This is a genomic window from Saccharolobus shibatae B12, assembly GCF_019175345.1.
Classification (GTDB): Archaea; Thermoproteota; Thermoprotei_A; order Sulfolobales; family Sulfolobaceae; genus Saccharolobus; species Saccharolobus shibatae.
In genome coordinates this window covers 1,774,884-1,800,380 of the sequence record NZ_CP077717.1, presented here as the reverse complement: position 1 = coordinate 1,800,380, position 25,497 = coordinate 1,774,884, and the positions used below count along the sequence as shown (strand labels likewise).

At 36.0% G+C, this 25,497-nt stretch carries 18 protein-coding genes and 2 pseudogenes; 7 read left to right on the top strand and 13 right to left on the bottom strand.

Features of this window, described 5'->3' with window-relative positions; all coding sequences use genetic code 11:
* Positions 1-124 precede the first annotated feature (124 nt).
* Positions 125-695 (bottom strand): annotated as a pseudogene (locus J5U23_RS09455) (helix-turn-helix domain-containing protein); the annotation flags it as partial.
* Positions 696-934: 239 nt separating this feature from the next.
* On the opposite strand from J5U23_RS09455, the gene J5U23_RS09450 reads away from it, so the two are divergent.
* Complete coding sequence (locus tag J5U23_RS09450) at positions 935-2,527, top strand: L-lactate permease (protein WP_218266014.1); 1,593 nt, start codon at positions 935-937, stop codon at positions 2,525-2,527.
* Between the two features lie 482 nt (positions 2,528-3,009).
* Here the strand turns inward: J5U23_RS09450 and J5U23_RS09445 are convergent, their stop codons facing one another.
* Positions 3,010-3,960 carry an IS1 family transposase gene (locus tag J5U23_RS09445; RefSeq protein WP_218266013.1) on the bottom strand — a complete coding sequence of 317 codons (951 nt, stop codon included), beginning with the start codon at positions 3,958-3,960 and terminating at the stop codon, positions 3,010-3,012.
* Between the two features lie 194 nt (positions 3,961-4,154).
* Between J5U23_RS09445 and J5U23_RS09440 the strand changes: the two genes are divergently transcribed.
* From J5U23_RS09440 to J5U23_RS09425, 4 genes are all read left to right on the top strand, one after another.
* Positions 4,155-5,405 carry an L-lactate MFS transporter gene (locus tag J5U23_RS09440; RefSeq protein ID WP_218266012.1) on the top strand — a complete coding sequence of 417 codons (1,251 nt, stop codon included), beginning with the start codon at positions 4,155-4,157 and terminating at the stop codon, positions 5,403-5,405.
* A gap of 208 nt (positions 5,406-5,613) precedes the next feature.
* A complete protein-coding gene (locus J5U23_RS09435) occupies positions 5,614-6,705 on the top strand; it encodes a 4Fe-4S dicluster-binding protein (RefSeq protein WP_218266011.1) in 1,092 nt (363 codons plus the stop codon).
* Positions 6,702-7,949, top strand: a complete 1,248-nt coding sequence (locus J5U23_RS09430; RefSeq protein WP_218266010.1) for a pyruvate ferredoxin oxidoreductase — start codon at positions 6,702-6,704, stop codon at positions 7,947-7,949. Before J5U23_RS09435 ends, J5U23_RS09430 begins: the two co-directional genes overlap by 4 nt.
* Before the next feature lie 18 nt (positions 7,950-7,967).
* On the top strand, positions 7,968-8,984 hold the full coding sequence (locus J5U23_RS09425; RefSeq protein ID WP_218257952.1) for a thiamine pyrophosphate-dependent enzyme: 1,017 nt from the start codon (positions 7,968-7,970) through the stop codon (positions 8,982-8,984).
* A gap of 52 nt (positions 8,985-9,036) precedes the next feature.
* Here the strand turns inward: J5U23_RS09425 and J5U23_RS09420 are convergent, their stop codons facing one another.
* The 3 genes from J5U23_RS09420 to J5U23_RS09410 form a co-directional block, all read right to left on the bottom strand.
* Positions 9,037-9,501, bottom strand: a complete 465-nt coding sequence (locus J5U23_RS09420) for an Lrp/AsnC family transcriptional regulator (protein ID WP_012710499.1) — start codon at positions 9,499-9,501, stop codon at positions 9,037-9,039.
* A 237-nt stretch (positions 9,502-9,738) separates the two neighbouring features.
* Positions 9,739-10,683 (bottom strand): DUF973 family protein, encoded by a 945-nt coding sequence (locus J5U23_RS09415; RefSeq protein WP_218266009.1) that lies wholly within the window; start codon positions 10,681-10,683, stop codon positions 9,739-9,741.
* Positions 10,684-10,732: 49 nt separating this feature from the next.
* Positions 10,733-11,527, bottom strand: a complete 795-nt coding sequence (locus J5U23_RS09410) for a transglutaminase-like domain-containing protein (protein ID WP_218267532.1) — start codon at positions 11,525-11,527, stop codon at positions 10,733-10,735.
* 534 nt (positions 11,528-12,061) lie between these two features.
* Between J5U23_RS09410 and J5U23_RS09405 the strand changes: the two genes are divergently transcribed.
* Complete coding sequence (locus J5U23_RS09405; RefSeq protein ID WP_218266008.1) at positions 12,062-13,672, top strand: hypothetical protein; 1,611 nt, start codon at positions 12,062-12,064, stop codon at positions 13,670-13,672.
* Between the two features lie 259 nt (positions 13,673-13,931).
* On the opposite strand, the gene J5U23_RS09400 is transcribed toward J5U23_RS09405, so the two are convergent.
* The 4 genes from J5U23_RS09400 to J5U23_RS09385 all read right to left on the bottom strand — a co-directional run bounded on the left by J5U23_RS09400 (position 13,932) and on the right by J5U23_RS09385 (position 18,893).
* Positions 13,932-14,276, bottom strand: coding sequence for a hypothetical protein (locus J5U23_RS09400; protein WP_218266007.1), 345 nt, complete (start codon positions 14,274-14,276; stop codon positions 13,932-13,934).
* Positions 14,277-14,281: 5 nt separating this feature from the next.
* Positions 14,282-16,750 (bottom strand): penicillin acylase family protein, encoded by a 2,469-nt coding sequence (locus J5U23_RS09395; RefSeq protein WP_218267531.1) that lies wholly within the window; start codon positions 16,748-16,750, stop codon positions 14,282-14,284.
* A gap of 285 nt (positions 16,751-17,035) precedes the next feature.
* Positions 17,036-18,424 (bottom strand): RNA-guided endonuclease InsQ/TnpB family protein, encoded by a 1,389-nt coding sequence (locus J5U23_RS09390; RefSeq protein WP_218266006.1) that lies wholly within the window; start codon positions 18,422-18,424, stop codon positions 17,036-17,038.
* Between the two features lie 103 nt (positions 18,425-18,527).
* Positions 18,528-18,893 (bottom strand): hypothetical protein, encoded by a 366-nt coding sequence (locus tag J5U23_RS09385; RefSeq protein WP_218257946.1) that lies wholly within the window; start codon positions 18,891-18,893, stop codon positions 18,528-18,530.
* Positions 18,894-19,652: 759 nt separating this feature from the next.
* On the opposite strand from J5U23_RS09385, the gene J5U23_RS09380 reads away from it, so the two are divergent.
* A complete protein-coding gene (locus J5U23_RS09380) occupies positions 19,653-20,882 on the top strand; it encodes an RNA-guided endonuclease InsQ/TnpB family protein (RefSeq protein WP_218267530.1) in 1,230 nt (409 codons plus the stop codon).
* 1 nt (position 20,883) lies between these two features.
* Here the strand turns inward: J5U23_RS09380 and J5U23_RS09375 are convergent, their stop codons facing one another.
* From J5U23_RS09375 to J5U23_RS09360, 4 genes and pseudogenes are all read right to left on the bottom strand, one after another.
* Positions 20,884-23,976 carry a transcriptional regulator gene (locus J5U23_RS09375; RefSeq protein WP_218267566.1) on the bottom strand — a complete coding sequence of 1,031 codons (3,093 nt, stop codon included), beginning with the start codon at positions 23,974-23,976 and terminating at the stop codon, positions 20,884-20,886.
* A 269-nt stretch (positions 23,977-24,245) separates the two neighbouring features.
* Positions 24,246-24,617, bottom strand: a complete 372-nt coding sequence (locus J5U23_RS09370; RefSeq protein WP_218266005.1) for a PaREP1 family protein — start codon at positions 24,615-24,617, stop codon at positions 24,246-24,248.
* Positions 24,574-24,951: a PaREP1 family protein gene (locus J5U23_RS09365; protein WP_218266004.1), complete on the bottom strand. Its 378-nt coding sequence runs from the start codon at positions 24,949-24,951 to the stop codon at positions 24,574-24,576. Before J5U23_RS09365 ends, J5U23_RS09370 begins: the two co-directional genes overlap by 44 nt.
* A gap of 73 nt (positions 24,952-25,024) precedes the next feature.
* Positions 25,025-25,326 (bottom strand): annotated as a pseudogene (locus J5U23_RS09360) (IS256 family transposase); the annotation flags it as partial.
* Between the last annotated feature and the right edge of the window lie 171 nt (positions 25,327-25,497).

The following is a 25,497-nucleotide window of genomic DNA, read 5'->3' as shown; positions in this document are numbered from 1 at the left end:
CACTAAACTAAAAACCTTATCGGTAGTACCGGGAATTTTGTATTGCCGAGGAAAATTAGAACAACTGCTATAATAGACCTGAGTTTGAAACCATAGAGGACAAAGGCTATTCATAGGGTCGTCATTAAGCTACAAATTCTGGGATTAGCCTTCTCTCCCATAAGACTAGTGCTATGGAGTACTTCATCATGTTTATGCTCCTATTTACAGCCTTCGTTGCCCTCTTGAAACGTACAAGCCTATCCCTTATTGAGGAGTGCCTCGTTAGGGTTAACGATGAGGCTACTGTGTGATTTTTTAACCGGAAGTAAACGTTGTAATCGTCACTAACCCATCTACCGTGGTCGGGCAAGTGAACCTTAATCTCACGAAAAGCATTCTCATCCCTATCATCCACAGAGTAAATTAGGTAAGCTCCTATCTTCGTGTACACGTAACATGTGAAGACCGACTTGAAGAAAGCCCTAGCATTCTTATACAAGTACGTCCACATCTCGTCAACAACCTTAACTCACAATACTACCCCTAACCAAATCCTTAGCCCTACTCCACAATTCAACAAGCTTCTTGTACTTCTGCCCGCCATAACGCTTTATCCAAGTAAATACAGTACCCAAAGGTACATTAAGCACTCTAGATATGGCCCTCATGCTCATGCCATTAGCATACATTCTTAAAGCCTCCTCCCTCAACTTATATGTTTAAAACTCACAATTACCTTCAATGTTGTTATTACGAAAGCCTTGTCCTTAAGAGCCTAAAGTATAATAAGTTAATATTTAAGCGTTATTCGTAAACTTTTATAGTCTTTTTTAAATCTTTCCATAAAGGGATGACGAGGTGTAATAAATTTTGTAATTATTTTTTGAGAATTTTCAACCATTTATCAAAAGTAAGCTTATAAAGTTAGAGATATATTCCAAATTAGAGAAGTATGTATGTACAACCCTTAAACCCAACTGGTAATGTAGGTTTAACTATTCTAGCATCCTTAACGCCAATAATAGTACTACTCGTATTGTTGGCTGGGTTGAGAATAACTGCGTGGTTAGCTACGCTGATAGGTTCGATAATAACTATTTTAGTCGCAACGCTAGTATGGGGAGCTCCCATAGTGCAAATCAGCTATGCATGGCTCATAGGAGCATTAGTAGGAACTTGGGCAATATCTTGGATAGTTTTCTGGGGGCTAACAATCTATAATACGTTAGTGTTAACTGGGAAATTTGACGCATTTAGGGATTGGATAGTAAGGAACTCCACCAATGACGCTAGAGTTCAAGCTATTGTACTGGCGTGGTCTTTAGGAGCGTTATTTGAAGGATTAGTAGGATTTGGATATCCTTGGGCATTTATAGCTCCACTCCTAATATATCTAGGTTTTGATGACCTAAAAGCCCTTCAAGTTTCTGCATTGGCTAATAACGCACCAGTATCCTATGGTGCATTAGGAACACCGATTATTATATTAGCATCAGTTACTGGATTACCATTACTGTTCGTATCATCTTCAGTGGCAAAGGTAGTAGCTATTTTAGCTCTATTACCACCTTGGATATTATTATATCTAGTTGATAGATGGAGGGGGATTAAGGAAGCGTGGCCAATAGCCATACTGGGCTCATTATCCTACATCTTGGGTCAATACCCAGTGGCGAGTTTTGTTGGTCCTTATTTACCTGACATTACGGGGTCCTTAATATCTTTTGTAATATTGCTTTTATTCCTAAGAGTTTGGAGGCCTAAAAGAATATTGAGCTTAAGAAGTGTTCAACCCAATGGTGGGGATAGTAAGAAATACTCTAGAAGAGACGTTATTGAGGCATTATCAGCCTTCATAGTATTGATAATAGTAGTAACACTATGGACTGGTCCTTGGTCACCGCTAACTAAGTTTTCACTAGTCACCTTATCTCAAACAGCTTACTCTTCTCTTCTCCATAAAAACGTGGCAGTGAGTTTCGCCTTTAATCCCTTTGTAGCAGGTACGTCAATTTTAGTATCATGGATAATCATTTCTCTAGTTTTAAGGGCGACACCAAGGATTATGGGACAAGCTATAAAGAGGTCTTTTCATCAATACTGGGGAGGGATACTAACTGGTGTTTTCGTAGTTGGACTTGCATATGTGTTTAATTTCAGTGGAATGGCTTACTCATTAGCTTGGAAAACTAGTGATCTAGGAATAGCGTTTATAATAGTCTCACCCTTATTTGGGTGGATTGGATGTGCACTGTCTGGAAGCAATACTTCAACTAACGCCCTTTTTGGAGCTTTCCAAGTCGCAACTGCACGTTTAACTGGTTTACCCGTAGGATTACCGCCAGCGTTAAACTCTGTGGGTGCTGAGTTAGCTAAACCAGTAGCTCCTCAGACTGCTAGTGCAGGAGTATCTACAACAAAATACGTGCGAAAAGAGGGAGTAGTAATTAGGAAAAATCTGCCTTGGGCTATAGGCATATTGATATATCTAATACTTATAGGAGTACTCTACGCGTTCTTAGCCCCATCTCTATTTGTGCATTAGTATCTATATAAACTACTTCTTTTTTTCCTATTAACTTAATTCCTAATGTTTTTACATATCTAGAGTTGTCTAACTCAATTGCTCCTCACAGATTTTTAAGTAAGAATTAAAAGGTAAAATTGTCATTAACTTTTAAGGAGTACTTAAACATTATTCATAGGATTTCATTTACGCATGAAAATTTGGTTACTTATGATATTGATCCACTGAATTGTGTACATTAATAATAATAAATTTTTAAATTTAATTTTCAAATATAGTACTACTATCTAAGCTAAAGAATTATATTTTTAACATGCTTACTTGCATTTTATGCAAGGAAATTTGATGATAGTTAGTTAAATTTTTAATATATATAGGCTAATTTTAGAAACAAAAGTTAAAACCATTTTTTACGTATAGAATGAATGATGAGCAATAAGTGGTTTGAAACAGGGGGAGTGTTCTCATGCAGTCATCTTATTCGATATCTACTAGTAAAATTATATCAGATTTTCTCTAATATTCTCTACTCCCTTCCGGTAAGCCTCATTCAAGGGAGTAATCTCCCTTGAATAGATTACAGGGTACATGACGTTCAACAAGGCAAGACTATAATCAACCATCCTCTTACTCCTATTACCACCCCTAGTGTCTCTAGCTAACCTAGCAAGGTGGGCCCTACAGTAAGAGTTATAACTCTCCACGGTGTAAGTGTACTTCTTACTCGCAATACGATTATCAAGAACTTGATAAACAGAGTAACCATCAGTGTAAATAACCTCACTCTTAGGGAGAGAATTCAAGAGAAAACGAAAACTCCCGTAATCCCTATCACCAGTAGTAAAGAAAGGAGCACCATCAGCTAGTGCACTCCAAATCCAAATATCCTCCCTCTTGGGACCGTGCCTAACCCTAAGGTAAGTCCAACTCTCGTCAAGTATCGTGACCTTTGCAGTAAAGCCCTTTAGTTGTTCTTGTAATACTAATAGATTAACGTATGCCTCTACTCCTTTTCTCTTTATTAGACTGTAAACTGTGGTTAACGGTTTTCCTTCAACCTTAGCTATTCCCCTCATGCTCATCCCGTTCAAGTACTCCTTCAAGATCCTCTCCTTTTGGTCTCTTCCCAACTTGTGATTAGGTGTTTGGTAAAACGTTCTTTTACACGTTTTGCACTTGTATTTTGTTTTTCCTCTGGACGATCCGTTTTTTATTACCTTGTTTGAGTTACATGATGGACATGTGGGTCTTTCTTCTTTTCTTCTCTTTACCCCCAATTTTTTGGTGTAGTAGTAGAGTGTTGATGGTGGTATCCCGAGTTTTGTAATTTGTACTCCCAGTAAGTATGCTGATATTGCGTAGGCAATGTCTTCTAGATTGTGCTTTCTCGGCTTAAAGTTTAAATTTCTTAGAATCAGAAGTATTAATTGTGCAAGGGTTACGAGATCCATCTCGCTAACCCTCACGTAAATCTCGTAACCCTTGCACATAAATTTTCTCAAGAAACGTATTGTGTGTTCTAATTCCATTATCCCTAGATCGAGAAGATTGTTTGAGAAAAATTCTAACTAAATATAATTTTACTATTCATTATCGAATAAGATGACTGTTTGAGAACACTCCCGAAACAGGATGGTTTAGGTGGATGTTAGTAGTAGCAGCAACTATTTCAATGGCACTTGTTAGTGTGTATGAATACTCATGGACATTATATACGGTACCATTAGGTAAAATATTTCATGTAGCTCCAGGGTCAGCCGCACTAGGACTCACGTTTACAATCTATATTATTGTCCAAGCTCTATCAATGTTTGTTGCAGGTAGGATCGCAGATAGATACGGTCCTAGACTAATTTCCATGTTAGGTGGGATAATCACTGGCATTGGGTACATTACCTCCGCCTTTGCTAATTCCCTACCACTACTATATCTTACCTATGGTTTCGGGAGTATAGGAGTTGGTATAATATACGGCACTGCAATAAGCACTGCAGTAAAATGGTTCCCAGATAAAAGAGGTCTAGCAACTGGAATTATAGAAATAGGTTTCGGTGGTGGATCATTTGCGTTATCCCCCTTAATACAATATATCATCACTTCAATTAGTTACAGTGCCGCATTCATCTACATGGGAATTGCCCAACTAATAGTTATTACTCTGTTAGCGTTCTTCTTTGCCTATCCCCCTCCCCAGTGGTTACCTAAAGGCTTTAATCCTCAGGAATATGAGAGAAAACGTAAGATGATAAAGAGGAGTAAAAATGATTTTAGCGTATCACAAATGGTTAAAACGTGGCAATGGTGGGTAATTTACATATCATTTTTCCTTATTGCCGGATCTGGTCTATCCATAATTGGGCATCTAATACCTTACGGTAGATCGCTGGGATTTAGTATAGCTGCAGTAATCGCGGTGTTCTTATTCCCCTTCGCCAATGGTTTAGGAAGATTTGTAATGGGTACGGTATCTGACTACTTAGGACGACCATATACTATGACGCTGTCTTTTGGAATTAGTGGAATTTCCATGCTTTCAGTAGCGTTCATACCAAAGATTGCACCACTATACCTTACCTTGATTTTCCTCACAGCATTCACATGGGGTCCGCTATTCTCTTTATTCCCTCCATTAGTAGGTGATTATTATGGCCCTAAACACTCTGGAGCTAATTACGGATTAACCTATACTGCAAAGGCATTAGCTGGTATATTTGCCGGTTACGGTGCGTCAATACTGTTCACCTCATATGGCATAAAGGAGACATTGGTCATAACTGGTTTAATGGCAATAGTATCTGCAATCCTAGCCTTAACCTTGAGACCACCAAAGATGCCTACTGCCCAGATAGCAAGTGCTGAGAGTCAAAGAGATAGTGTAGAGTCTAAAACCAAATAATTTCGTGTGATAAACATTTTTATTGTAATTCTTATTGTTTTTTATTTTCTAAAAAATTTCTTAATAGTCAAGTCAAACTTTCTTCCCCATATCTTGCATATTTTGCAAAAGATTCTAGAAACAACCTAATATGTTGCAAAACCTTGTATACGTAAATTAATATAGTTACAAATGAATCTATATATAACAGATTACGAAATATTCTCATATGGGAGTAAAAGATGAAGTGAAGTATGTAGAGATAGTATATAGGGGTATATTCCAGAAAAGATTGGCAAAGTATATTGCAGAAGGAATCGTGTATACTGCAAGGGAAATGGGGAGACCAGCGCTATCTTTTGGAAGATATGGAGATTCTCCAGAAAGGAACGGAGTACCGGCGAAATACTATGTTGGAATAGGAAATGGCGTGAACGAGGAAGACCTAATAGGATACTCAACAAGAGTAGAGCCAGATCTAGTAGATGCCATTATTGTATTAGACGATACCCTATTAAAGGGTGTAGAATCGTGGGCATGGCAAGGGGTACAACCAATCAACCTTAAACTAAAGAATAACGGGACAATGTTAGTAACCTCTACCAAGAGAATTAACGAATTGTTGAAAATGATACCTAAAAAGGACTTCAATTGGACTCTAGGAGTAATAAATACTGAACCATCATTTTCGGGACTATGGGCATTTAAGGATGACTTAACAATGGAGAAAGTCTGGGGAGGATTAGCAAAGTTAAGACCAGATATAATTGATTTAGATCATTTAATTAAATATGTAAGTAAAAAACAAGATGCTAACAAGAGAATATCTGCGGTCAAGGAAGCATATTCGTCAGTAGATTACAGAAGTGTGATGAAAGGTGAGGGAATAGATTTCGTATATAATCCGCCTAGACTACTAACATGGCAGGAGATGTTGGAAGGTACAGTAATTCCAGCAGTTCCTAGAGGAAAGAGAAACGAACTCTTTAAGAGAGGGACTACGAAATTTGAGAGACCTACAGTAGATTTCGACACTTGTATCAAATGTAAGTTATGTTGGATATACTGTCCGGATGAATGTTTTGATGAGACGCCGGATGGATATTACGATATAGCATATGATTACTGTGTAGGATGTGGCATATGCGCTGATGTATGTCCCGTTAAGGATTGCATAGTAATGGTAGATGAATCGATGTTCGCAGATTACAGAAGACCATATGAGATGTGGAAGGAGAATAAGGCAAAGTACAAGGAATGGTTAAAGAATGTAAGGCAAGCTAGGAAAGAAAGGGTTTACGTTCCGGGGTTAGGGAGATGACAGAGGTCAAAAAATTAGTAGAAAAAGAGGTATTAATGAACGGAACACAAGCAGTTGCTCATGCTGCAATGTATGCAGATGTGGACGTAGTTGCAGCTTATCCAATTAGACCATATACTGAAGTTATGGACACGATCTCTAAATTAATAGCAGATGGTGAATTGGATGCAGAGTTCATAGTTGCTGAAGGAGAACACGGACAGTTTGAAACCGTGAAGCATGCCTCTTTAGCTGGAGCGAGGACTTTAGTGGGAAGTAGTGGAGTTGGATGGCTTTACGGAATGGAGGCAATAGTGGTTACGGCAACAGATCGTGCTCCAGTAGTCGCAATAATAGGGAATAGGGCTCTAGATGATCCTGGAGCTTATGGAGTTGAACACAATGATGCGTTAATGGTAAGGGATGTGGGTTGGTTATTGGTATGGGTTGACACTGCTCAAGAGGCTTTCGATACTACGTTAATAGCTTATAGGGTAGCTGAAGATCAAAGGGTGTTACTACCCTTAGGCATATCTATGGATGGTGGATTTCTGACGCACTCAGAACAAATAGTGAGACTACCTCCTAAGGAACTGGTTAAGAACTTCTTACCGCCATATAATAGAGGCAAGTATTTGGTTCACCCCGATAATCCAATTACTGTGGCTCCTCAAGTTAACGAAGATTGGGTTATGGAGATAAGGAGACAACATGAAGAGGCTATGGAGAGGGCTAGGGGCGTAATAGTTGAGGCATATGAGGAATTTAAAAAGGTGTTCGGGAGATATCCAGGTTCAACCAATGAGTTACAAATGCCGGAAAACCCATTTGTAGAGCCGTATATGATTGATGACGCTGAAGTAGTGTTAATTGGAATGGGAACAGTTTCTAAACCGATGAAAGTCGCGATAAAGAATATGAGAAGACAAGGCTATAAGGTGGGAATGTTAAGGATAAGGTGGTTCAGGCCATTCCCAACACAAGATGTCATTAAGTATTTAGCAAATTCTAGGGTGGTGTGTGTTGTTGATAGGGATTACTCAATGGGATCTCCAAACAGAGGAGGGGTCGTCTATCATGAAATTAGATCTTCATTATATGATCTAGATCAGAGGCCCAGAGTTATAAACTTCATAGGAGGATTAGGAGGGAGGGAGATAACTATCCAAGACGTGGAGAAGATAACTAAGATAGGTTACGAGCATAGGGATACTCCCATAACGAAACCCGTCTATTGGGTTGGGGTCAGAGGAGACCCCTGGTAAAATTGAAGGTGATCCCACATGGTTGAAAAGGAAATAGAGGAAAAGGTGTATAAGTCAATTATTAAGACAATAAAAGATACACCACTGGAAGAGTTCTATACATCTGGCCATAGGACTTGTCAAGGATGTGAGTCGGCATTAGTCATGAGGTTTTTGGCTAAAGCTGCCGGACAAAGGACAATAGTTATAGGAGCTACTGGATGCATGTATGTGGCAAATACTACATATTATAGCACGTCATGGATAGTACCATGGGTTCACACGCAATTGGGAGGATCTGGTGCAGCTGCATTAGGTACCGCTGCAGCATTGAGAGCATTAATGAGGAAAGGAAAAATAAAGCAAGAACCTATAAACGTGATAGCCTTCTGTGGAGATCTAGGATGTGCGGATATGGGTTTGTCTGGAGTTTCAAACGCAATGACGTATGACTATAACTTACTCATAGTACTTTATGATAATGAATCTTCGGCTAACACTGATATTCAAGAGACTAGTATGACACCTTATGGAGCACAGACCTCATTCAGTAGGCCAGGTAAGCAAAGAAGGATAATGAAGAAGAGGTGGAAGAAGAGTGTAGTCCCAATGATAATAGCAGGACATAGGAACATTAGATACGCCGCCACTATGACCCCTGCCTATCCACTGGATTCAATAAACAAGATCAGGAAGGCATTAGCAATAGGAGGGCCAACGTTCATTCATTCCTTAGATCCATGCCCAAAGGGATGGGATTACGATCCAAGGTTCTCTCATGAACTGGGAGTATTGGCAGCTGAAACTGGGCTATGGCCATTATATGAGTATATTGATGGGGAGATAGTGTACAATGAGCCCACAAAGAGTATAGTGGAGGGTAGAATGAAGAGAAAACCGGTAAAAGAGTACTTAGAAAAGCAAGGAAGATTCTCACACTTTACAGAGGAAGACATCGAGCACGTACAAAGGATGGTTGACGAGATGTATGACGAATGGGAAATCCCCGGAGTAATGCCAATAAAGTCGTTAAATGTAAAGATAAGTGACAAATAATAATAATGAAGAAAAGAAAGGGATATCTTTTTCTCTTGTTACTTCGATTTTCTCATAGCAATACCGACGGGTCTATCTTATATCTCTCAATTATTCTTGAAATGGAAACAGTCTTAATTCCCTTAATATTGTACAATTTATTGGCTATAAATTGATGTGCGCTTGCATCATCTTTAAAGATCATATGTACGTGTAATCTAGGCCCATTATCTAAACCATATATTCTCACCACTTCTGGTATTTCACCTAGTTCTTGAGCTACCTTTTTTATGGAATAAGGCACAGTCTCTATTTCCATGACTAATGAAACATTTAAACCTAGATTCACTCTGTCTATTATGGCTACATACCCTCTTATTATTTGAGCGTCTTCCAGTCTCTTTATCCTATACCTCACGGTACTTATAGGAATTCCCAGTTCGTCCGACAACTCTTTTAAACTCTTTTTAGCATTATAGCGTAAGATCTCAAGTATTTTTTCATCAGTATCATCAAGTCTTATTATATTAACTCCCATCAATATACATTATACATTATCAAACATATAAGGATTATTGTAAAAATTGCAAGATTATCTACTGATTTATTGCATAAATTAAACTCTTATCTTCTTATAATTAACAATTTTGCAACTTCAAGAAAGAAGTAAATTATCAAAATTCTAAATATTTATCACTTTCTAGTTGATAATTAAAAACATTGGATTATATAGAATAGTTTATACAAATATTAGTTAAGAAATTTTTAAATTTCTTTAAGGCTGATATACTACACTAATGTTTAACGTTTGCCCATTTGATAAAGTTAGTTGTATAACGTAAATGTTACCAGATACAAAAGTGAATGAAGCTTTGAAATCGATTTTAATAGCGTTATAGCCTAAAGAAAGCTGATTAGGCGTAATATTATTCGTTGAATAATTAGTGCCTAATATTGTAGCACTTAAAATTCCTAGTTGATATTGAGAGTAAATGGTAACTTCTGCCATACCATTACTATAAAGCTTACCTATTCCGACTTGTCCTAGAGGTGTGGAAGGTGGAGGTAAATTGGGCTGTTGTCTAGGTAGATTCTCTATTACTTTTTCTAATCCAGCATATATCATGTAGAACCCTATTAAGAGCACTATCAAACCTATTATTGAAAGGATTATAGATAAAATATAGCCTATTAATGCAACTAGACCACCATCTTTTACATCCTTTTCATTATAAATCTCGCCAGTTTTCATAAAAGCTATGAATAGGAGTACATAACCTATAAGACCTATTAACCCACCAATTATGGAAATGATACTTGCCCCTACTACTGATGAAGAGGCTAATGAAGAGACAGAAGATGTGGAAGATATTAATAGCGAAAATATAAACGGTGCTGTGAACACGAGAGCTATCAATACTAATACAGTTCCGATTACTGCTAAAATTATCCCGTTAACACCGTACTTTAAGTCCCTGCCAATTGAAACTAAAGCTTCAAAGCCTTTCCTCATATTAATATATGTCAAAATTAAGAAAGGAATGGTAATTGCTAAACCAACTACTATAGTTACTATCATTGGCAGGAGACTTCTAGACGCAAATAAGACTACAATAATTACTATTGCTAAAGGAATACTGATTAATTGTGATAATATTAAATACCAAACTCCTCTTCTTACCTTTTGTAACCCTAGAATTTCATTATCTTGTTGAGACATATGTTATACTACTTCGTTTAAGTAAAAATATTTTTCCCATATGAACATATTATTTGAAATACCAGTTAAAAGAGAAATCAAAACTTGTGGGTTTGCGATACCAGATCTTACTCCTAACATCACTATCATCCCTTCCAATAGCCCATTTCAAATACTGCATTCCTTTAGTCGCATTAGTGGGATCAACGGGGAACCACACATCATTAACCTTAACCTCAACCCATGCGTGGGCTTCCTTAATAGAATATGGAATTAAACCCACAACGTACCTAGCAGGAATTCCCAATGCTCTTAGAATTCCTAGTGTAACGTGGCTATAGTTTACGCAAACTCCAGATCCCATAATTAAGGAGCCAAATGCCGATTTAACGTTACTATTGTTTTTATCGTACTTAATACTATCCCTAACAAAACTCGTGATTTTATTTAGGAGATCATCAAGTGAGGAATATGGTATGTTAAACCTCCTAAACTTATCAATATTAACATATTTGCTTGAAGAGAGAAAAACATTCTCCTCATTCTCAGATTTCGAGAAAGAATGAATTTCGACCTCATAATTGATACTAATTGAAAAGTAGTCAGAGGGATTACAGTCAAAGGATAAATACTCATTTCTAAATCTATCTTGATTTACACTAACCTTGCAAAATGAGGGGTAATCGACATCAAAAGAAAGGACCTTTTGCCCATTATCCTTATAAGGAATCATATAAAGCTTACCCATTATTTCACTAGGCCTAGAAAAGGAAACTTCAGCGGATAGCTTATATCTAGTCATTGTGGTTGCAAATAAGAAAGAAAAAAGAAAAACTTTACCACCATCTGAAATGATAACGCCGATATTGGGAATGCCAGCCAGCACGATATGATAAGGAAGCTCTACCGAAATCAGCTATTTCTAAATATTCCATATTTCCCTCAACAGTCCTTTTAGCTAATCCAGATGACATATCGAATATAATTCTTAACTCTCTATAGCATTACTTTTCGAATCTATTTTGTACGTGTTAAGGATTGGATCCTTTAAATCTTAGTCGACATTTTCGAAAACATTGTTGATTACTCCTATGACTACAAATCTTCACATGTAAAGCAAGTTTCTCTGCCTTATGTTTTTTAATAACAGTTAAGTTATCTTCAATATGTAAATAATTCGCTGAGACGTTTTTTGCAAAATGAATTCAAGTCCTATCTTAAAGCATTACATGATTTCTTAGAGAGTTATGAGATTGAATAGAATGTAAACATCGTTTCGTCTTAAGGAAATTAGTATATCTGTAATAGTATATTTATCAAATTTCTTTTTAATATTAAATGATTTATTAGATATAGTCTTGCGAAAAAATATATAATTAACCCTTTACCCTTTTCACATATGAAAGCAATACCCTTAATATTACTCTGGCCAATTAGTTTCTTTGTTTCTCCTCAACTCGTTTCTTCAAACGTTAGTTATCTCTTTGTTACTAATAATCTAATAGGAGAAGTGCATCTTTTTCAAAACACAGCACAACTTGTCTTAATGAATTTAAGTGGTTACACGATTAGGTTACCTCTAGAGGGGATAGCACATCTTTACTCTTACTCCAACTACTTGCTGGTTTTCGTAGAACCTTATTTTTATGTAGTCACGAATTTCACTAAATTTGTTAATTTAAGTAGTGGATCTATAAACTCGACGCATACAACTCCAAATTTCATGACATCTTCTCTTTTAAATGATACATTAACAGTTTATGTGATAAATACACTAACCATGAAATATTATAAGCTAAATCTTAAGGAGTTAAGTGTAAATGGAAATAATGATTATGGTAACATTGATGGAATTTATGCTTTTAATGTAGCAAGCAAAATCTTATCAACTACAAATGAAGAAGTTTATGGTTACACAGTAGTTGTACCTAAAGTTGAAATAATCATAAATGTATATAACTTAATAACCAATTCTACTAGAACAATATCATTTGTTACAACGGGTCTACCGCTGTCCTTTGAGAAGGATGGCGAAAATTTTACAGGTAAACCCTATGCTGTTCTCAATCCTAATAATAACTTCCTCTATATCATAACGTCAAATAACAACCTCCAATACATTATTAACGTCATTAATCTAACTTCTGGTGGAGTAAGCCAGTTTAATGTTAGTTTTAATGGGGAGATAGCAGATTTAACTCAAGACTACCTAACGTTCTATAATACCTCTGAAGTAATGCTCTATAATCCTGTAAATAATATTACTATTTCGTATCCGTTCTTATCTTGGGGACTAATAAATATTGCTTGTGTTCCATCTACACCAAATCTTTTTCCACTAATAACTTACACCAATGAAAGCAATAATTCCCTTGTTTCACCAATATTATCTTTTACCAATGGTGGAAAAAACATTTCCATAGCTAATGTTCCCCTTATATTATTTTGTGGAGCGATCACAGAAAATGAATTAATTGATACGAACGCACCTAAAATACCTTTTTCCACCAATCCCAACGAAATTAAATTAAATTCAGTTCCAGTAACTATTAACGGAAATGTTGTGCCGTCAGTATCTGAGATTTACATCTTCGAATCTTCAGTACTTCTAAAAACCTCAAATGGTTATTTAGTTTATAATGATGGAAAATTAATTAATGGTCAGGTAGTTTCCGGCGTGGTTATTTCCAACATGGGCAACGCGGATTATGCCTACGAAAACGTTTTAGGAGTAAACCAACCAATTATTTTAATGAGTACTATCATAATTGGAGGCAAACCTTATTATATACCTGAGGGCAAATACGTTGTTGGAAACATAGGCAATAATGTAGTTCTTTATGGAAATGGAGAGATAAGCGTTATGCAAGTTAATGAATCAGAAAGTGGAATTCAAGTTAATATGCCAGAGTCATGGCTTAATATTGGAATAGTTGTATTCATAACAATCGTATTACTAATAGTGATAATCACGCTTATTAAATTATTAAGAAAAAAAGATGGTAAGTAAAGAAATGAGAAACTTTTATACATATAATCTTTTTTCCTACTAAACGCGATGGAGATTAGAAGAGGAATTCCAAACCAATTTTAGTGGAGATATGCTAGGAATAACGAGAAAAATTTTATCCATTCTAATCTATTATTTGTTATTAAGTTCTAGAAAAATTTAACACATTAACTATAAGACTTTCTTCAAATATTTCTCTATATTTTGTATTAAAAAAAAAAGATAAACTCTCTTCTAGCTTACTAATAGAAATACCATATCATTTATTCACTCTAACTATATAATAAAATAGTAGGGCACTTATTAATGATATTGTACCGTAAATTAGTGGGTAAAGAAGTATAACTAGAAATGGGTTAATTCCAATTAGTTGTCCAATTATTTCTGCTATTTTACTAACGCCGTTTATAGGGTAAATTAGATATAGGGAAAGTGAGGATAAGAATCCTATGAGAAAACCTCCTATCGCTGAATATTTCCTGCTTAATAACCCTAAGGGTACTCCTATAGCTATTGCTGTAAACGGATACAATACAAAAATTTGCAATATATATGCTAATATTATTGACGAAACGATAAGGTAAATTGTATTTGTGCCTTTCATTACTATCACGCCTCTAATGTTATTTTTGCTATTATGATGTAATTATATCCTGAATAGGAAACATATTTGAAGGATAACCATAGGGGTAATTGATTCTCTCTAAACGCACTAACTAGACTCTCTGAAGGACCACCTGGGAATATTCCATAGAATTGTGAAGAGTACGGTGAAGCTATAAACCTAAGCGATGAACCTACTGTTACATAAGGTAAAGGAATTGTGGGAATATAAGGAGTTGATCCAACTGCAAGCGTATGAGGATCTCCAAATATTGGAATAGGTCCAACGGAAAGTGCCTTTAATCCCAATGGGTTGTAAATTTCTAAGAAATGTACTCTTCCCCAGTACCATTGACTTATATTATCTCCTAAATTATGTTCTAATAACGAGATCGCTTTAACAAACGATTGCCTAACTAAGTTAGTGAAGTTCCCATTAACCCAAATGGATGTGGGATCGTATTGTGCAATATATATGTAATCAGGGAAAATATAAGGTATGCTAGCTATATTCAATATGTCTAAACCCATATTATTAAGTATTTTCACAATGCTATTATTCACCATTTCGGCAACAACATAAGTATATATTGTAGGCGCTACCTCGTTTTGGTAAAATGTGAAGTTCCAATTACGTAGATAGTTTAATGCAGTTCCTTGAATACTGCCGTTAACGTTATTGACCATAGCCTTTATTATAAGGGGAGTAAGTAGCGATGCCCAATAATCGGTGACGTTGGATTGTAATTTCATCATATCACTAATATTAACACTTCGCTGATACATTAAATAATGATAGATATCTTCAGCTCTACCACCGGAGCTCCAGAATCCACCAATAAATGGAAATGGGTAATTTATCCAAACAGTGGGTTGATTAGGTGCAAAGGCAAACCCTCTTATAGGATCAAATGTTTGCGGCAAGTATTTGAAGGGTATATAACCAATTGGTTCGTACTTCGTAACAGTACCGTTTAATGGTGTTCTTGCACCCACTACCAATACGCTTTTACCATTAGGTAAAGTCTCATTTATAAGTGGATACAGTCCTGCTACAATTATTCCTGCATGATGCTTACTTACAATTGCCAAGTTCTGTGGAGGAATTACCCAATACTTTGCTGCATTTATTAAATCATTAAAAGACGTTGAATTGTCTAAAAGAAGTATGGAAATGACTGTAAGAATTGGCTCTTTCCACGCAGACCAATACAGACTTATTCCATAGTTCTTATACTTAGCTACTATTGGTCCATTATTAGTATAGTAAACGGTATACGTTCTGCCCATTAATGTGTAATTATACTCATTCATTTGATACCATTTACCATTATAATAATATTGACTTCCATTCACTATTTCCAGATAAGCGTCTGAAGAACTCCCTTCGGGTGTCGTTAATCCCCATGCAGTGTAGGGGGTATGTCCTATTAGCACCCCTGGTATACCAACTAATGACCAACCGGTTACGTTAAATGTGGGGGCTACAAGTTGTAATGGAATCCAGACTGATGGAGCGAATAAAGGTAAATGTGGATCGTTAGCCAGTATAGGACCTTGAGTGGAAAAGTCAGAAGTTATAACCCATGAGTTGCTTGCAAATTTCGGAAACGAGATAAAAGGATCTGAAATGTTCAGTATGGCATACTTCATTAATGGTACTAGATCTTTAAACTCATCTTTATTTATACCAGTAGCCCATGATTGATACCAGTTTAGCGACCATAAATACTGAGGCGAAATCCCTTGATCGGTTAAATTATAACCGTTAACTGTACCGTCACCAGGAATAACAGTAAGATTCCCATCTATGAAATGAGGATAATATGGATTAATTTCATTGATTTCTGTATAGTTGAAGTAAGTGTAAAGTAGTGCCGATTCAAGTTCATCATTAAACCCTGAAGTCAAACTCCAAGCCATGTATTCCCCAAAAGCTAGCGAGTATTCTGGTGACCAATAATAAGGTTTAACATTTAACAACTTGAACTCCAGGGGCAAATCTCTATAGTTTAAACTATCTATATAGTCATTAACACCTTGAGAGAAGGCTTCTAGATATGAGTAAATTGTTGGATAGTTGTGCTTTAAGTATTGAGCACTCATTATTGCGTTCTGTGGTATTCCTATTAAATGCATCGCAATATCCGAGGATAACGCTTTAGCACCAACCCAAGAGCTTAAATTTCCCATAGCTAAAAGGCCAAATAATTCTATTTCAAATAATCTTTGACTAGCTTCGTAATAACCTTCAGCGAGAAAGAGATCATGAAGATTGTTTGCGTAAATGTGAGCTATTCCATTGTTATCTATGTATATATTTACGTTACCACTTAAGCCAGGGATGGAAATGATTTCGTTTAGCGTATTTACGTTACCAGAAGAGTACCAAATCCCGAGAAAAGGATTTAAAATAGATAAAGATGTCGTAAAAATAGAAAGAATCACTAATAGCGTGACCAGTATACCTATCATGACGTAATTATATCCCTTCAACTACTACACCTCCTTTTCTTATTATACTTAAATTATGTAAATTCCATAAAAAAGTTTCCACAATAGTAGTGTTTTGCCTTAACCTTACATTTCGCAAGTTTTCAAATCTCTTTAAGTCCTTTCGAAAGTACTTTTCATCACATTTTATAAAGTACAGTCTCCTTCATAATAGCTAACAGCCTACTCTACTAGATGAGGTTTGTTAAGGATCTTAGGGGATTCTGACCTCCTCACCGTTCTGAAGGGCGATGGTTCCCCGAGGTCTCAAGGGTTACTCCCCCTTACGGGAGCTATACCATTATGGTCCACAATGAAGGAAAGAGGCCTCTTCACCCTATTAACGACCCTTCCCATAGCCTTCCTCAGAATATTCAAAGCACCATTTAAGTCACTGTGCAGTTTATGGTTAAATGGACACGTTATCACTCCCCTAGGTTTCCTCCTCACCTCAACGTTATGATAAGCACATACTCTAGACGTGTTATACTCAACTACTTCATACACCCTCAAGCCGTACTCCTGAGCCTTAAATTCCACGGCATCAATGAGCTTACGGTAAGACCACACATTCACCGTGTACTTGCTACCCCTATCTTGAGAGATGTTATAAGGATAGCCCAAGTAGATTGTGGAAACGCCCAACTTGTGAAGTTCCTCAACAATACCACTTGCTAGAGCTCTGTATAAATGAAGAAACCTCCTTTGCAACTTCTCGAATAGCCTCCTCTTCTCTCCCGTTAACTCCTCATAAGCCTCGTACTCATCCACGCTCCTAGCTTTATCTGCAAGCGATTGAACTTCAGCAATCCTCTTCTCAAAGTAAAAGTAATCCTCCTTTGCCCTAACTCCCTTGTATAACAACCAAGTACCATCATCTACTATTACGCTAGCAAGGATGTTTACACCCAAGTCAATAGAAGCTACCTTATTACCTTGTGGTAAAACTACTTGAATTGACTTCCTTTCACCATGAACTACGTGTTTTGATTGCTTACCTCTCTTAGTAGTCTCAACACCAACATCTACGGGAATGTGTACATACCACTTGTTCACATCCTCATCGTAAATAATCTCTAACCTACCTTGCTTACCGTACCACCTTAACCTACCTTCAAAATCGATCTCCATGTGAAAGTCCTTGAGGATGAGTTTCTTCCTCTTCTCATCTACCTCGTATCTATCTTGTCTGATCACTAGAATCTTCTTCCTCCTCTTGTTTTCCCTATCTTTCCAATACCTTGGTGGCGAGATGTGGGACATGTGTGGTGGTAATTTTCCCTCTTTCTTCAGTCCAAGTAGAGAGAAGAAAGAGTTCCATGCTTCATTGTTCTTTTGCATTACTGCTTGAGCATTTGCCGAACCTAGAATGTGTTTATACTTGTTATAATATTTATTCCAAGTATCCTCAAAGTCTACTTTCTCGCCATGAAAGAATTGTTGTCTTCTGTGGTAGTTTAGCTCGTTAAAGAGTTTGGCTGATGTATCCGCAAGTTTTAACAACTTCTTATGTTGATAACCGTTTGGTAGGAGACGAATGACGTTAGTCCTCCTATTCCCGAACTCGACTTCGTAGGCACCTCCTTCTGGTATTGCGGGAGTAGTAGTCGGCTCCCGCTCCTCATCCTCAGTAGGTTGACCGGAAGGAGGTGTCATTAAGAGAAGGTTGGTGAAGATGTTAAAAAGTTTTCTACAAAGGGGACTATCCATCTCCACCTTTAAAAGGCGGAGTTTTTCCGTCCCCTTTGAATCCCTATCTTTATAAGAATCTGTTAGCCAGCACAGCTATCAATATTATTATGGCCGGTATATCATCGGCTACGTCATCCGCGTGTGAGAACTCGATGAAGGTCCAACCTAATTTCATAACAAACGCTACAATGAATATACCTAGATAGATGTTACTCTGCCTAGACAGCGTTGGTTCATCCTTCCTCCTCATGAGGAAGTAGAGGAGTATACCTATGACGCCCAATATTACTGCTATAATATCGTCCACAGCAAAAAGCGGACTATCGTGAATTTCTGGAGCTATATCAGAGCCGAAAACTAGGAGTATTATGGAGGAGAAGAGGAAGACCCTTCGTCTGGATACCAGCTTTTCCAATCTTTCTGGAGAACCCATATCTCTAATTTGAAGATCCCACTATTTAAATTTTACTCTTACCCAGAACATAAATGTAATGAACAATTTTATCAGTTTAGTATTAATCATTTAACCCAAAAATTGCATAAAATTCGTCATAAAATTTAGCTAATAAGAAATGGAAAATACCACAATTTTTTAAATTTGATACGTTCTTATGTAGTCATTCCAAAAAGTATTTATAAAACTATATTAGATTCTTACTAGTCTGTCGAATCGTCCGATAGTGTAATCACTGGTCTAAAAACCTCCTTTTTGCTTTGCAAGACATTATGAGAACTTATATTTTATAATGTTACTCTGTAGGGAGAATTACTTCACATAATAGTTTATAACTCAATAACTACATTTTATCTTACGATGATAATTTTTAACAACAAGGCATGTTAAAGAGGTATAACATATGGCACATCAAGTCTTTTTCAATTTATTTGATGCTCAATATTACCGTAAACATTATTCTCCTTCATAAATTGATATTATATTATTAGAGTTATTTTATGGGGTAATTTTCGAGTATATCCTTAAAAGATAGGATTTTCTTACGAACACTAAACAGTATAACGAGATAGAGAAATAACAATCTTACGAATGTTATGATTAACATGAAAGAGATATGTTTAAAAATTTTATAAAAATAAGGGGTTCAAAGGGGACGGAAAACCTCACCTTTTAAGGTGGAGATGGATAGTCCCCTTTGTAGTTAAGTTTTTTAACGCGAAATGTTAACTTTTTTCAATATCTATCGTAACGTTTCGTTTTCGTGCCTTTACAGACGAGCAAACCTTGAGGGCGTTAAAAGCCCGGTTGAAGTTAGCATGTGAGATATACAACACGTTACGATGGGCAGACATCTACTTCTACCAAAGAGATGGAAAAGGTCTAACACAAACGGAGTTAAGACAATTAGCCCTAGACTTGAGAAAACAAGACGAGGAGTACAAACAACTATATTCACAAGTGGTACAAGAAATAGCAAATCGTTTTTATGAAGCAAGACAGAGGTTCTTCCAAGAATTAGCACGTTTTCCTAAGGAAAAGAAAATCCACAAGTGGTATTCTCTTGTCTATCCTCAAAGTGGTTGGAAAATACTATCCGCCAGAGAAATAAGGACTGGAAGTAGAAAGAATAAAAAGAAACTGCTTGTGCTAAGTTTGTCCCACTTAGGCATCTTCAAGGTCATTGTCCATAGGGACTTTCCCTTGGACAAGGTGAAGAGGGTGGTAGTTAAGCTAACGAAGTCTGAAAGAGTATACATATCATTTGTAGTGGAAGACTATGTGTTCCAGCAAGTCCCGGAAACAAGCAAGGTAGTGGCAATAGATGTTGGTATAGGGAAGCTTCTAACAACTTCAGATGGTGAGTATTTACCCAACTTCAAGTTTTACGAGAAGGCACTCCGTAAGATCAAGTATTTGCACAAGGAATTGTCCAGGAAGGAGTTCCTTTCCAAGAATTGGTTTAAAGCCAAGGTTAAGTTAGCTAAGGCATATGAACATCTTGCTAATTTGAGGAAGGATTTGTACATGAAGATAGGGAAGTACCTATCGATGAATTACGATGTTGTGGTAATGGAGGATATTAATGTTAAACAACTGGTTGGTAAGTCTCTCAGAAAGCTTAGGATGAGGTTGCATGACGTATCGTTTGGTGAGCTAAGGGATATAATCAAATATCAGATAGGGAAGTATGGAAAGAAATTTTTGTTAGTTAATCCGTTAAACACGTCAAGGACGTGTGCTAGATGTGGATATGTGAAGGAAGATCTGACTTTAGCTGACCGTATCTTTACTTGCCCTAAGTGCGGTTGGATAGCTGACCGTGACTATAATGCTTCTCTAAATATCTTGCGTAGGTCGGGGTGGGAGCTGCCCTTAGTGCCTGTGGAGCTTCACCCTCTACCAGTACTTCAGTACTGGCAAGGTGGAGTTATGAAGCAGGAAGCTTCCTCCTTCAGGAGGGAGTAGCTCACACAAAAAGAATTAATGATGCAATATATCTATTCCTATTTCCTTTAACATTGATTTCACTGAACATCTTATTCAATATGAATAATGGTATTCCTCGCATTTTCTCCTCTACATGATCAATTACTTTTGATAGGTTTTCGTGATCTCCCTTTAAATAGAAGTATACTTCAAGCGTTGGTATCAAATAATTATTAGATGGTAGTTTTTGTAATATATTATCTAAATCTCCAGTAACCGATTTGCCATTTATTCGTATACCTTCTACCATCTTATAGAATTCCTTCTTCATCTCCTCATTTCCCATTAATGCTAACGCTGCCATATAGAGAGTTGCTTCGGGCACATTAGGTATCGTTTTCTCGACTTCTCTGTTTAACAATAATTTCGATATGAGATACGCTATTGATATTCCAGCTTTTAATTTTTTACTGATTACATTAGCCTTTGATCTTAAGTCGACTATATCTTGCAATACAGATTTATAGTCATACTTCGAAGTAATAAGTGTTTTAGCCAATTTTGCCTTATATATTTCAAATAATGTAAATACGTCATCTTCATTCAACTCTTCTTTTTTGATCAAACTATTATAATTGGTCTCAATTAATGTATTTATGTACTCTAACGCATCTTTCTGATCATCCATACCATTATAATTATAAAACATTAACATTGCATAAGTGAAATTTATAATTTCCATACCTGCAGATAATATATCCAATATTTGATCCCTGCTCTCCGCTGGGAAATCTAATACTATATCAAATATAATTGTCATAATATTTTCATCAAGTTTCTTAGCATATCTAATAAATTTATTATACAAATCCTCTAGATAATCATGATAATGAATTATATCCTCTAATACATTCTCTTCTGTTGCATTCTTCTCTATAAGAAAGAATATAAGTAGTGCTGTATAAAGCTCTATGGGATCCTTTATATCTTCCACATTTATCTCGCCATTAATTATTTTATTTAATATAAATATAGGTAGGCTAGCAAATTTAGAATAATTTGAAGCCTCTGCTATCTGATTTATGTGTTCTTCGTTGGTATATATTTTACTCTGCATAATGTTTGTGAAACTCATTTTCAAATAATCACGTATTAGGTTATCGTCTTTCGCCTTCGATACAACATTATATAGCATGTTTTCAAATTTGTTAAACACATCTGAGTCGTCCCCATATATTATGTACCACTTTAGCATTTCAAATGCCTTGCTTAAACACTTTGTATCAACGTTCTGTGAAGATATTAACCTGTAAATTTTTATGTAATTGTTCACTTTAGAACTAAGGAACTCATAGGTTATTTCGACTAATTTATGGGTAATACCTACTGAATTAATTGCCTCTTCCTTAACTATATCTTCGAGACTTTTCAATGAATTACAAACCTCCCGTGATCTTTCACCTAAATCCCAGTTAAACTCATCTATTATGTCGGGATTATAGAGTAGAGTATTTACAATTGGAGAGTAATCACCATACGCTGTTTTTACGAAATCATCTATCTTTGTATCTGGAAGAAACTTAAAAATCAATAAATTATCGAAAAATACTTCTAGTAAATCTTCTTCAAGCCTATTCTCCTTAACCTCTCTTATAAGGTCCTTCCTTACTTTTTGAAATACTTCATTTTCCTTAGCCCTTATTTCTTGATCCTCGCCCATATCATAGTCATTGAAATCGAATGCTGAGAACCAATCTATAAAAGTCTCGTGGGTCTGCCTATTAAAATAGTTCAATACTATTTCACTGACCTTTGTTGGCAAAGGTAAATAGTTTTTACCTAAAATTAGAAGCGGGAGATAATTGTTAATTAATTCTTTATTATTTCCGAAAATAGTATTAATAATATATTTACTCATATCAGATTTATATTCACTCTTAATTTGTTCTTTATTCATCTTATATTTTAATCTATAAAGGTAGTAATAGTGAAGAGGCACGTCAGTTTTCACACCTCTTTTGCGTTTTGCGTTATTCTTTAAATATAGGTAATCGATGAAATCTTTAACGTAATTGTTTGAGTCTATTACATTACATTCTGGAAAAATGGAATAAAAAATATCGTCCGTTAAAACGGCAATGTATCTTTTGTTTTCTGACATTATTTTCTTACTTAAATTTAACAGATCGTAATTATTGTAATCTATAATATCAATATCTTTAGAATTAATCACAGAATATATGTAATTTGCTAGGGTGGATTTCGCAGAGCGTATCGGGCCTATAATGCAGAGGTTATTGTCATTGAGAATAATGGACTTTCCCCATTCAGCCAGATCCACAAAGAATGGGTCTATATCAACTACGCTTACCTTATCTCCTAACGACTTTACATCCCTTTGACTAATTATCTTTTCTGCGCTACCGGGTAGAAGTCTTAATACGGAATCTAGCCTATAATATATTAACTCTTTCCATGTCTCACTTAACTCATTCCATGCCGTTTTAAAATCTATATCCCTAGGTAGGACCAGTCCTAAAGCATATACTATACTATCTTCTCCGCTTATATCTGCTTTAGGAAATGAAGAATATAACCTCTTTAATCCTAATACAATCTCCAAAACTTTATCGAGTTTACCTTGCTTATATAGTTCTATTCCCTCATTCACTAACTTAGGTATTATGGTATAGTAATTGGGCATGGCGATAGTTGAATACATTAAAATTTTGGATATTGCCTTATCATCCCTTATATCATTCTCGTATATTCTCTTAATCGCATCTATACTCCTCATACTTACTACATTTCCTCTAAAATCCAAATAGGGAGATTGGAGAGAGGGTTTATCAGCTATCGATACCTTACCTAATATAAGCTCTATTATGTAATTTCTTCCCTCTATTATAGCCTTAGGGACTTCCTTTATCTTCTGCTTCCATTCATTCAACTCATTAATACTATTAAATTTCTTAGGTAATTCGATTACTTGTATTCCATTTTCATTGCAGTAATCCTGACAAGCCTCCCTAATTAAGGTGGTTTTTCCACTGAAGGGAAGACCTCCTATTAGTACCTTATCTCTATTATAAATCATCTTTTCAATTTGCTTGCTCTTTAAAATTTTCCTCATATTATAGTTAGATCTAAGAACCAGAATTTAATCATATTAGTTCCATTTTAAATAAGACTAAGTTAAATGTACGCTAGACCATTCTACGTTAGAACGTACTTAATAACCAAGTAAGATCATATTTAGCCTTTAGCACTCGATAAATATCAGCTTAATTTAGAAACTCATACTTCATCTTTCAAACAGTGATAGCAATATTGCTAATTCACCATAAATTATATGAGACGCTAATTAAACTTCAACGGTCCCCTTAATTGAGAATAAAATCCTTAACTATTAACTGCAAATATAACCAGTTTCCTAACATCTTCCTTAAGTCTTTTAACTTCCTTTTCGTTTAAACTAAGCTCATGGAATCCTTCCACATGAAGAGTCCATGCACTTTTCCATAGAATTGGTATTTCAGGGTTATTGCTTCGTAATAATTTGGAAGCTTTAAACAAGTTTTCGCTTTCCCATCTTCCTTTGTTCTTAACGTCATTTGTTATTTCTTTTAGGTTATTTTCTATAACGAGAAGCTTTATAGCTTCCTCAGCAGCCTTATAATACTTCTCGCAAGCTTGAACAAGATCACCCTTAGATAAAAACTCCTCAGCTTCATTTAAGAACCTTAATACTAAATCTTTGCTTGGCCTCCTCAATTAGCGTCTTAATGTCTTTCTTATAATTCTCTATTAAATCTTTATCCATAAATTTCCTTGCAGTAAAAAGTGTTACTGCTGATGCCCACATATCTATTATATTATCTCCAAGCTTATAAGACAGTTCAGTTACCGCATCATTTAATGTCTTAGAATCCCACCCGTACTCTTCTGCTTCCTTTGTTATTTCTTTTAGGTTATTTTCTACAACGAGGAGCTTTATAGCTTCCTCAGCAGCCTTATAATACTTCTCGCAAGCTTGAACAAGATCACCCTTAGATAAAAACTCCTCAGCCTCCTCGTAATATACTTCTGCACTAGTACTTATACTCATTGTTAATAAACATTATAAAACACACTTTTAACTCTTTCTGACAAAACGAACAACAAGCCTTGTCGATCCACTATAGCTTGTAAATGACTTCTCTCCCTTTTAACATGATCTTGAATCTCTTGAGGAACCTGTACTTCGCGTAATCTTTCCTTACTTATCTTCTTACCCCTCACGTGCTTTGGGCTAGTCTCATCAGCTTCTTTTAAGGCTATTTTCTCGATTTCCTTGACCGATTTGTTTAATAAGGCGTTTTCAGATAGTATATTGGAGGACGAGCGTGAGGTTCCCCCCGTTGAGACGTGTAAGCTTTTCTATGATCTCACTTCGCTGAGTGAGGTTGTAGAGTGCTTTCTCGTCAATTGGTATGGACTCCATGATATTACCTCACGCTCGTCTCTTATTAGTGTTACCGAAAATGTAGAATCAATTATTCTTATCTGTTTTTAGAGAAATAAATTGAAATTGCAATGGATCCGTGAATCGCCCTCTTAGCGTCATCATTGAGCTATTTATATTTCTATATTAGAATAAGGCATACAAAACATT

Excerpts from the sequence above, each read along its gene's own strand:
- J5U23_RS09450 (WP_218266014.1), top strand. The coding sequence starts at position 935 with ATGTATGTACAACCCTTAAACCCAACTGGTAATGTAGGTTTAACTATT.
- J5U23_RS09445 (WP_218266013.1), bottom strand. The coding sequence starts at position 3,960 with ATGGATCTCGTAACCCTTGCACAATTAATACTTCTGATTCTAAGAAAT.
- J5U23_RS09440 (WP_218266012.1), top strand. The coding sequence starts at position 4,155 with ATGTTAGTAGTAGCAGCAACTATTTCAATGGCACTTGTTAGTGTGTAT.
- J5U23_RS09435 (WP_218266011.1), top strand. The coding sequence starts at position 5,614 with ATGGGAGTAAAAGATGAAGTGAAGTATGTAGAGATAGTATATAGGGGT.
- J5U23_RS09430 (WP_218266010.1), top strand. The coding sequence starts at position 6,702 with ATGACAGAGGTCAAAAAATTAGTAGAAAAAGAGGTATTAATGAACGGA.
- J5U23_RS09425 (WP_218257952.1), top strand. The coding sequence starts at position 7,968 with ATGGTTGAAAAGGAAATAGAGGAAAAGGTGTATAAGTCAATTATTAAG.
- J5U23_RS09420 (WP_012710499.1), bottom strand. The coding sequence starts at position 9,501 with ATGGGAGTTAATATAATAAGACTTGATGATACTGATGAAAAAATACTT.
- J5U23_RS09415 (WP_218266009.1), bottom strand. The coding sequence starts at position 10,683 with ATGTCTCAACAAGATAATGAAATTCTAGGGTTACAAAAGGTAAGAAGA.
- J5U23_RS09405 (WP_218266008.1), top strand. The coding sequence starts at position 12,062 with ATGAAAGCAATACCCTTAATATTACTCTGGCCAATTAGTTTCTTTGTT.
- J5U23_RS09400 (WP_218266007.1), bottom strand. The coding sequence starts at position 14,276 with ATGAAAGGCACAAATACAATTTACCTTATCGTTTCGTCAATAATATTA.
- J5U23_RS09395 (WP_218267531.1), bottom strand. The coding sequence starts at position 16,750 with ATGATAGGTATACTGGTCACGCTATTAGTGATTCTTTCTATTTTTACG.
- J5U23_RS09390 (WP_218266006.1), bottom strand. The coding sequence starts at position 18,424 with ATGACACCTCCTTCCGGTCAACCTACTGAGGATGAGGAGCGGGAGCCG.
- J5U23_RS09385 (WP_218257946.1), bottom strand. The coding sequence starts at position 18,893 with ATGGGTTCTCCAGAAAGATTGGAAAAGCTGGTATCCAGACGAAGGGTC.
- J5U23_RS09375 (WP_218267566.1), bottom strand. The coding sequence starts at position 23,976 with ATGAGGAAAATTTTAAAGAGCAAGCAAATTGAAAAGATGATTTATAAT.
- J5U23_RS09365 (WP_218266004.1), bottom strand. The coding sequence starts at position 24,951 with ATGAGTATAAGTACTAGTGCAGAAGTATATTACGAGGAGGCTGAGGAG.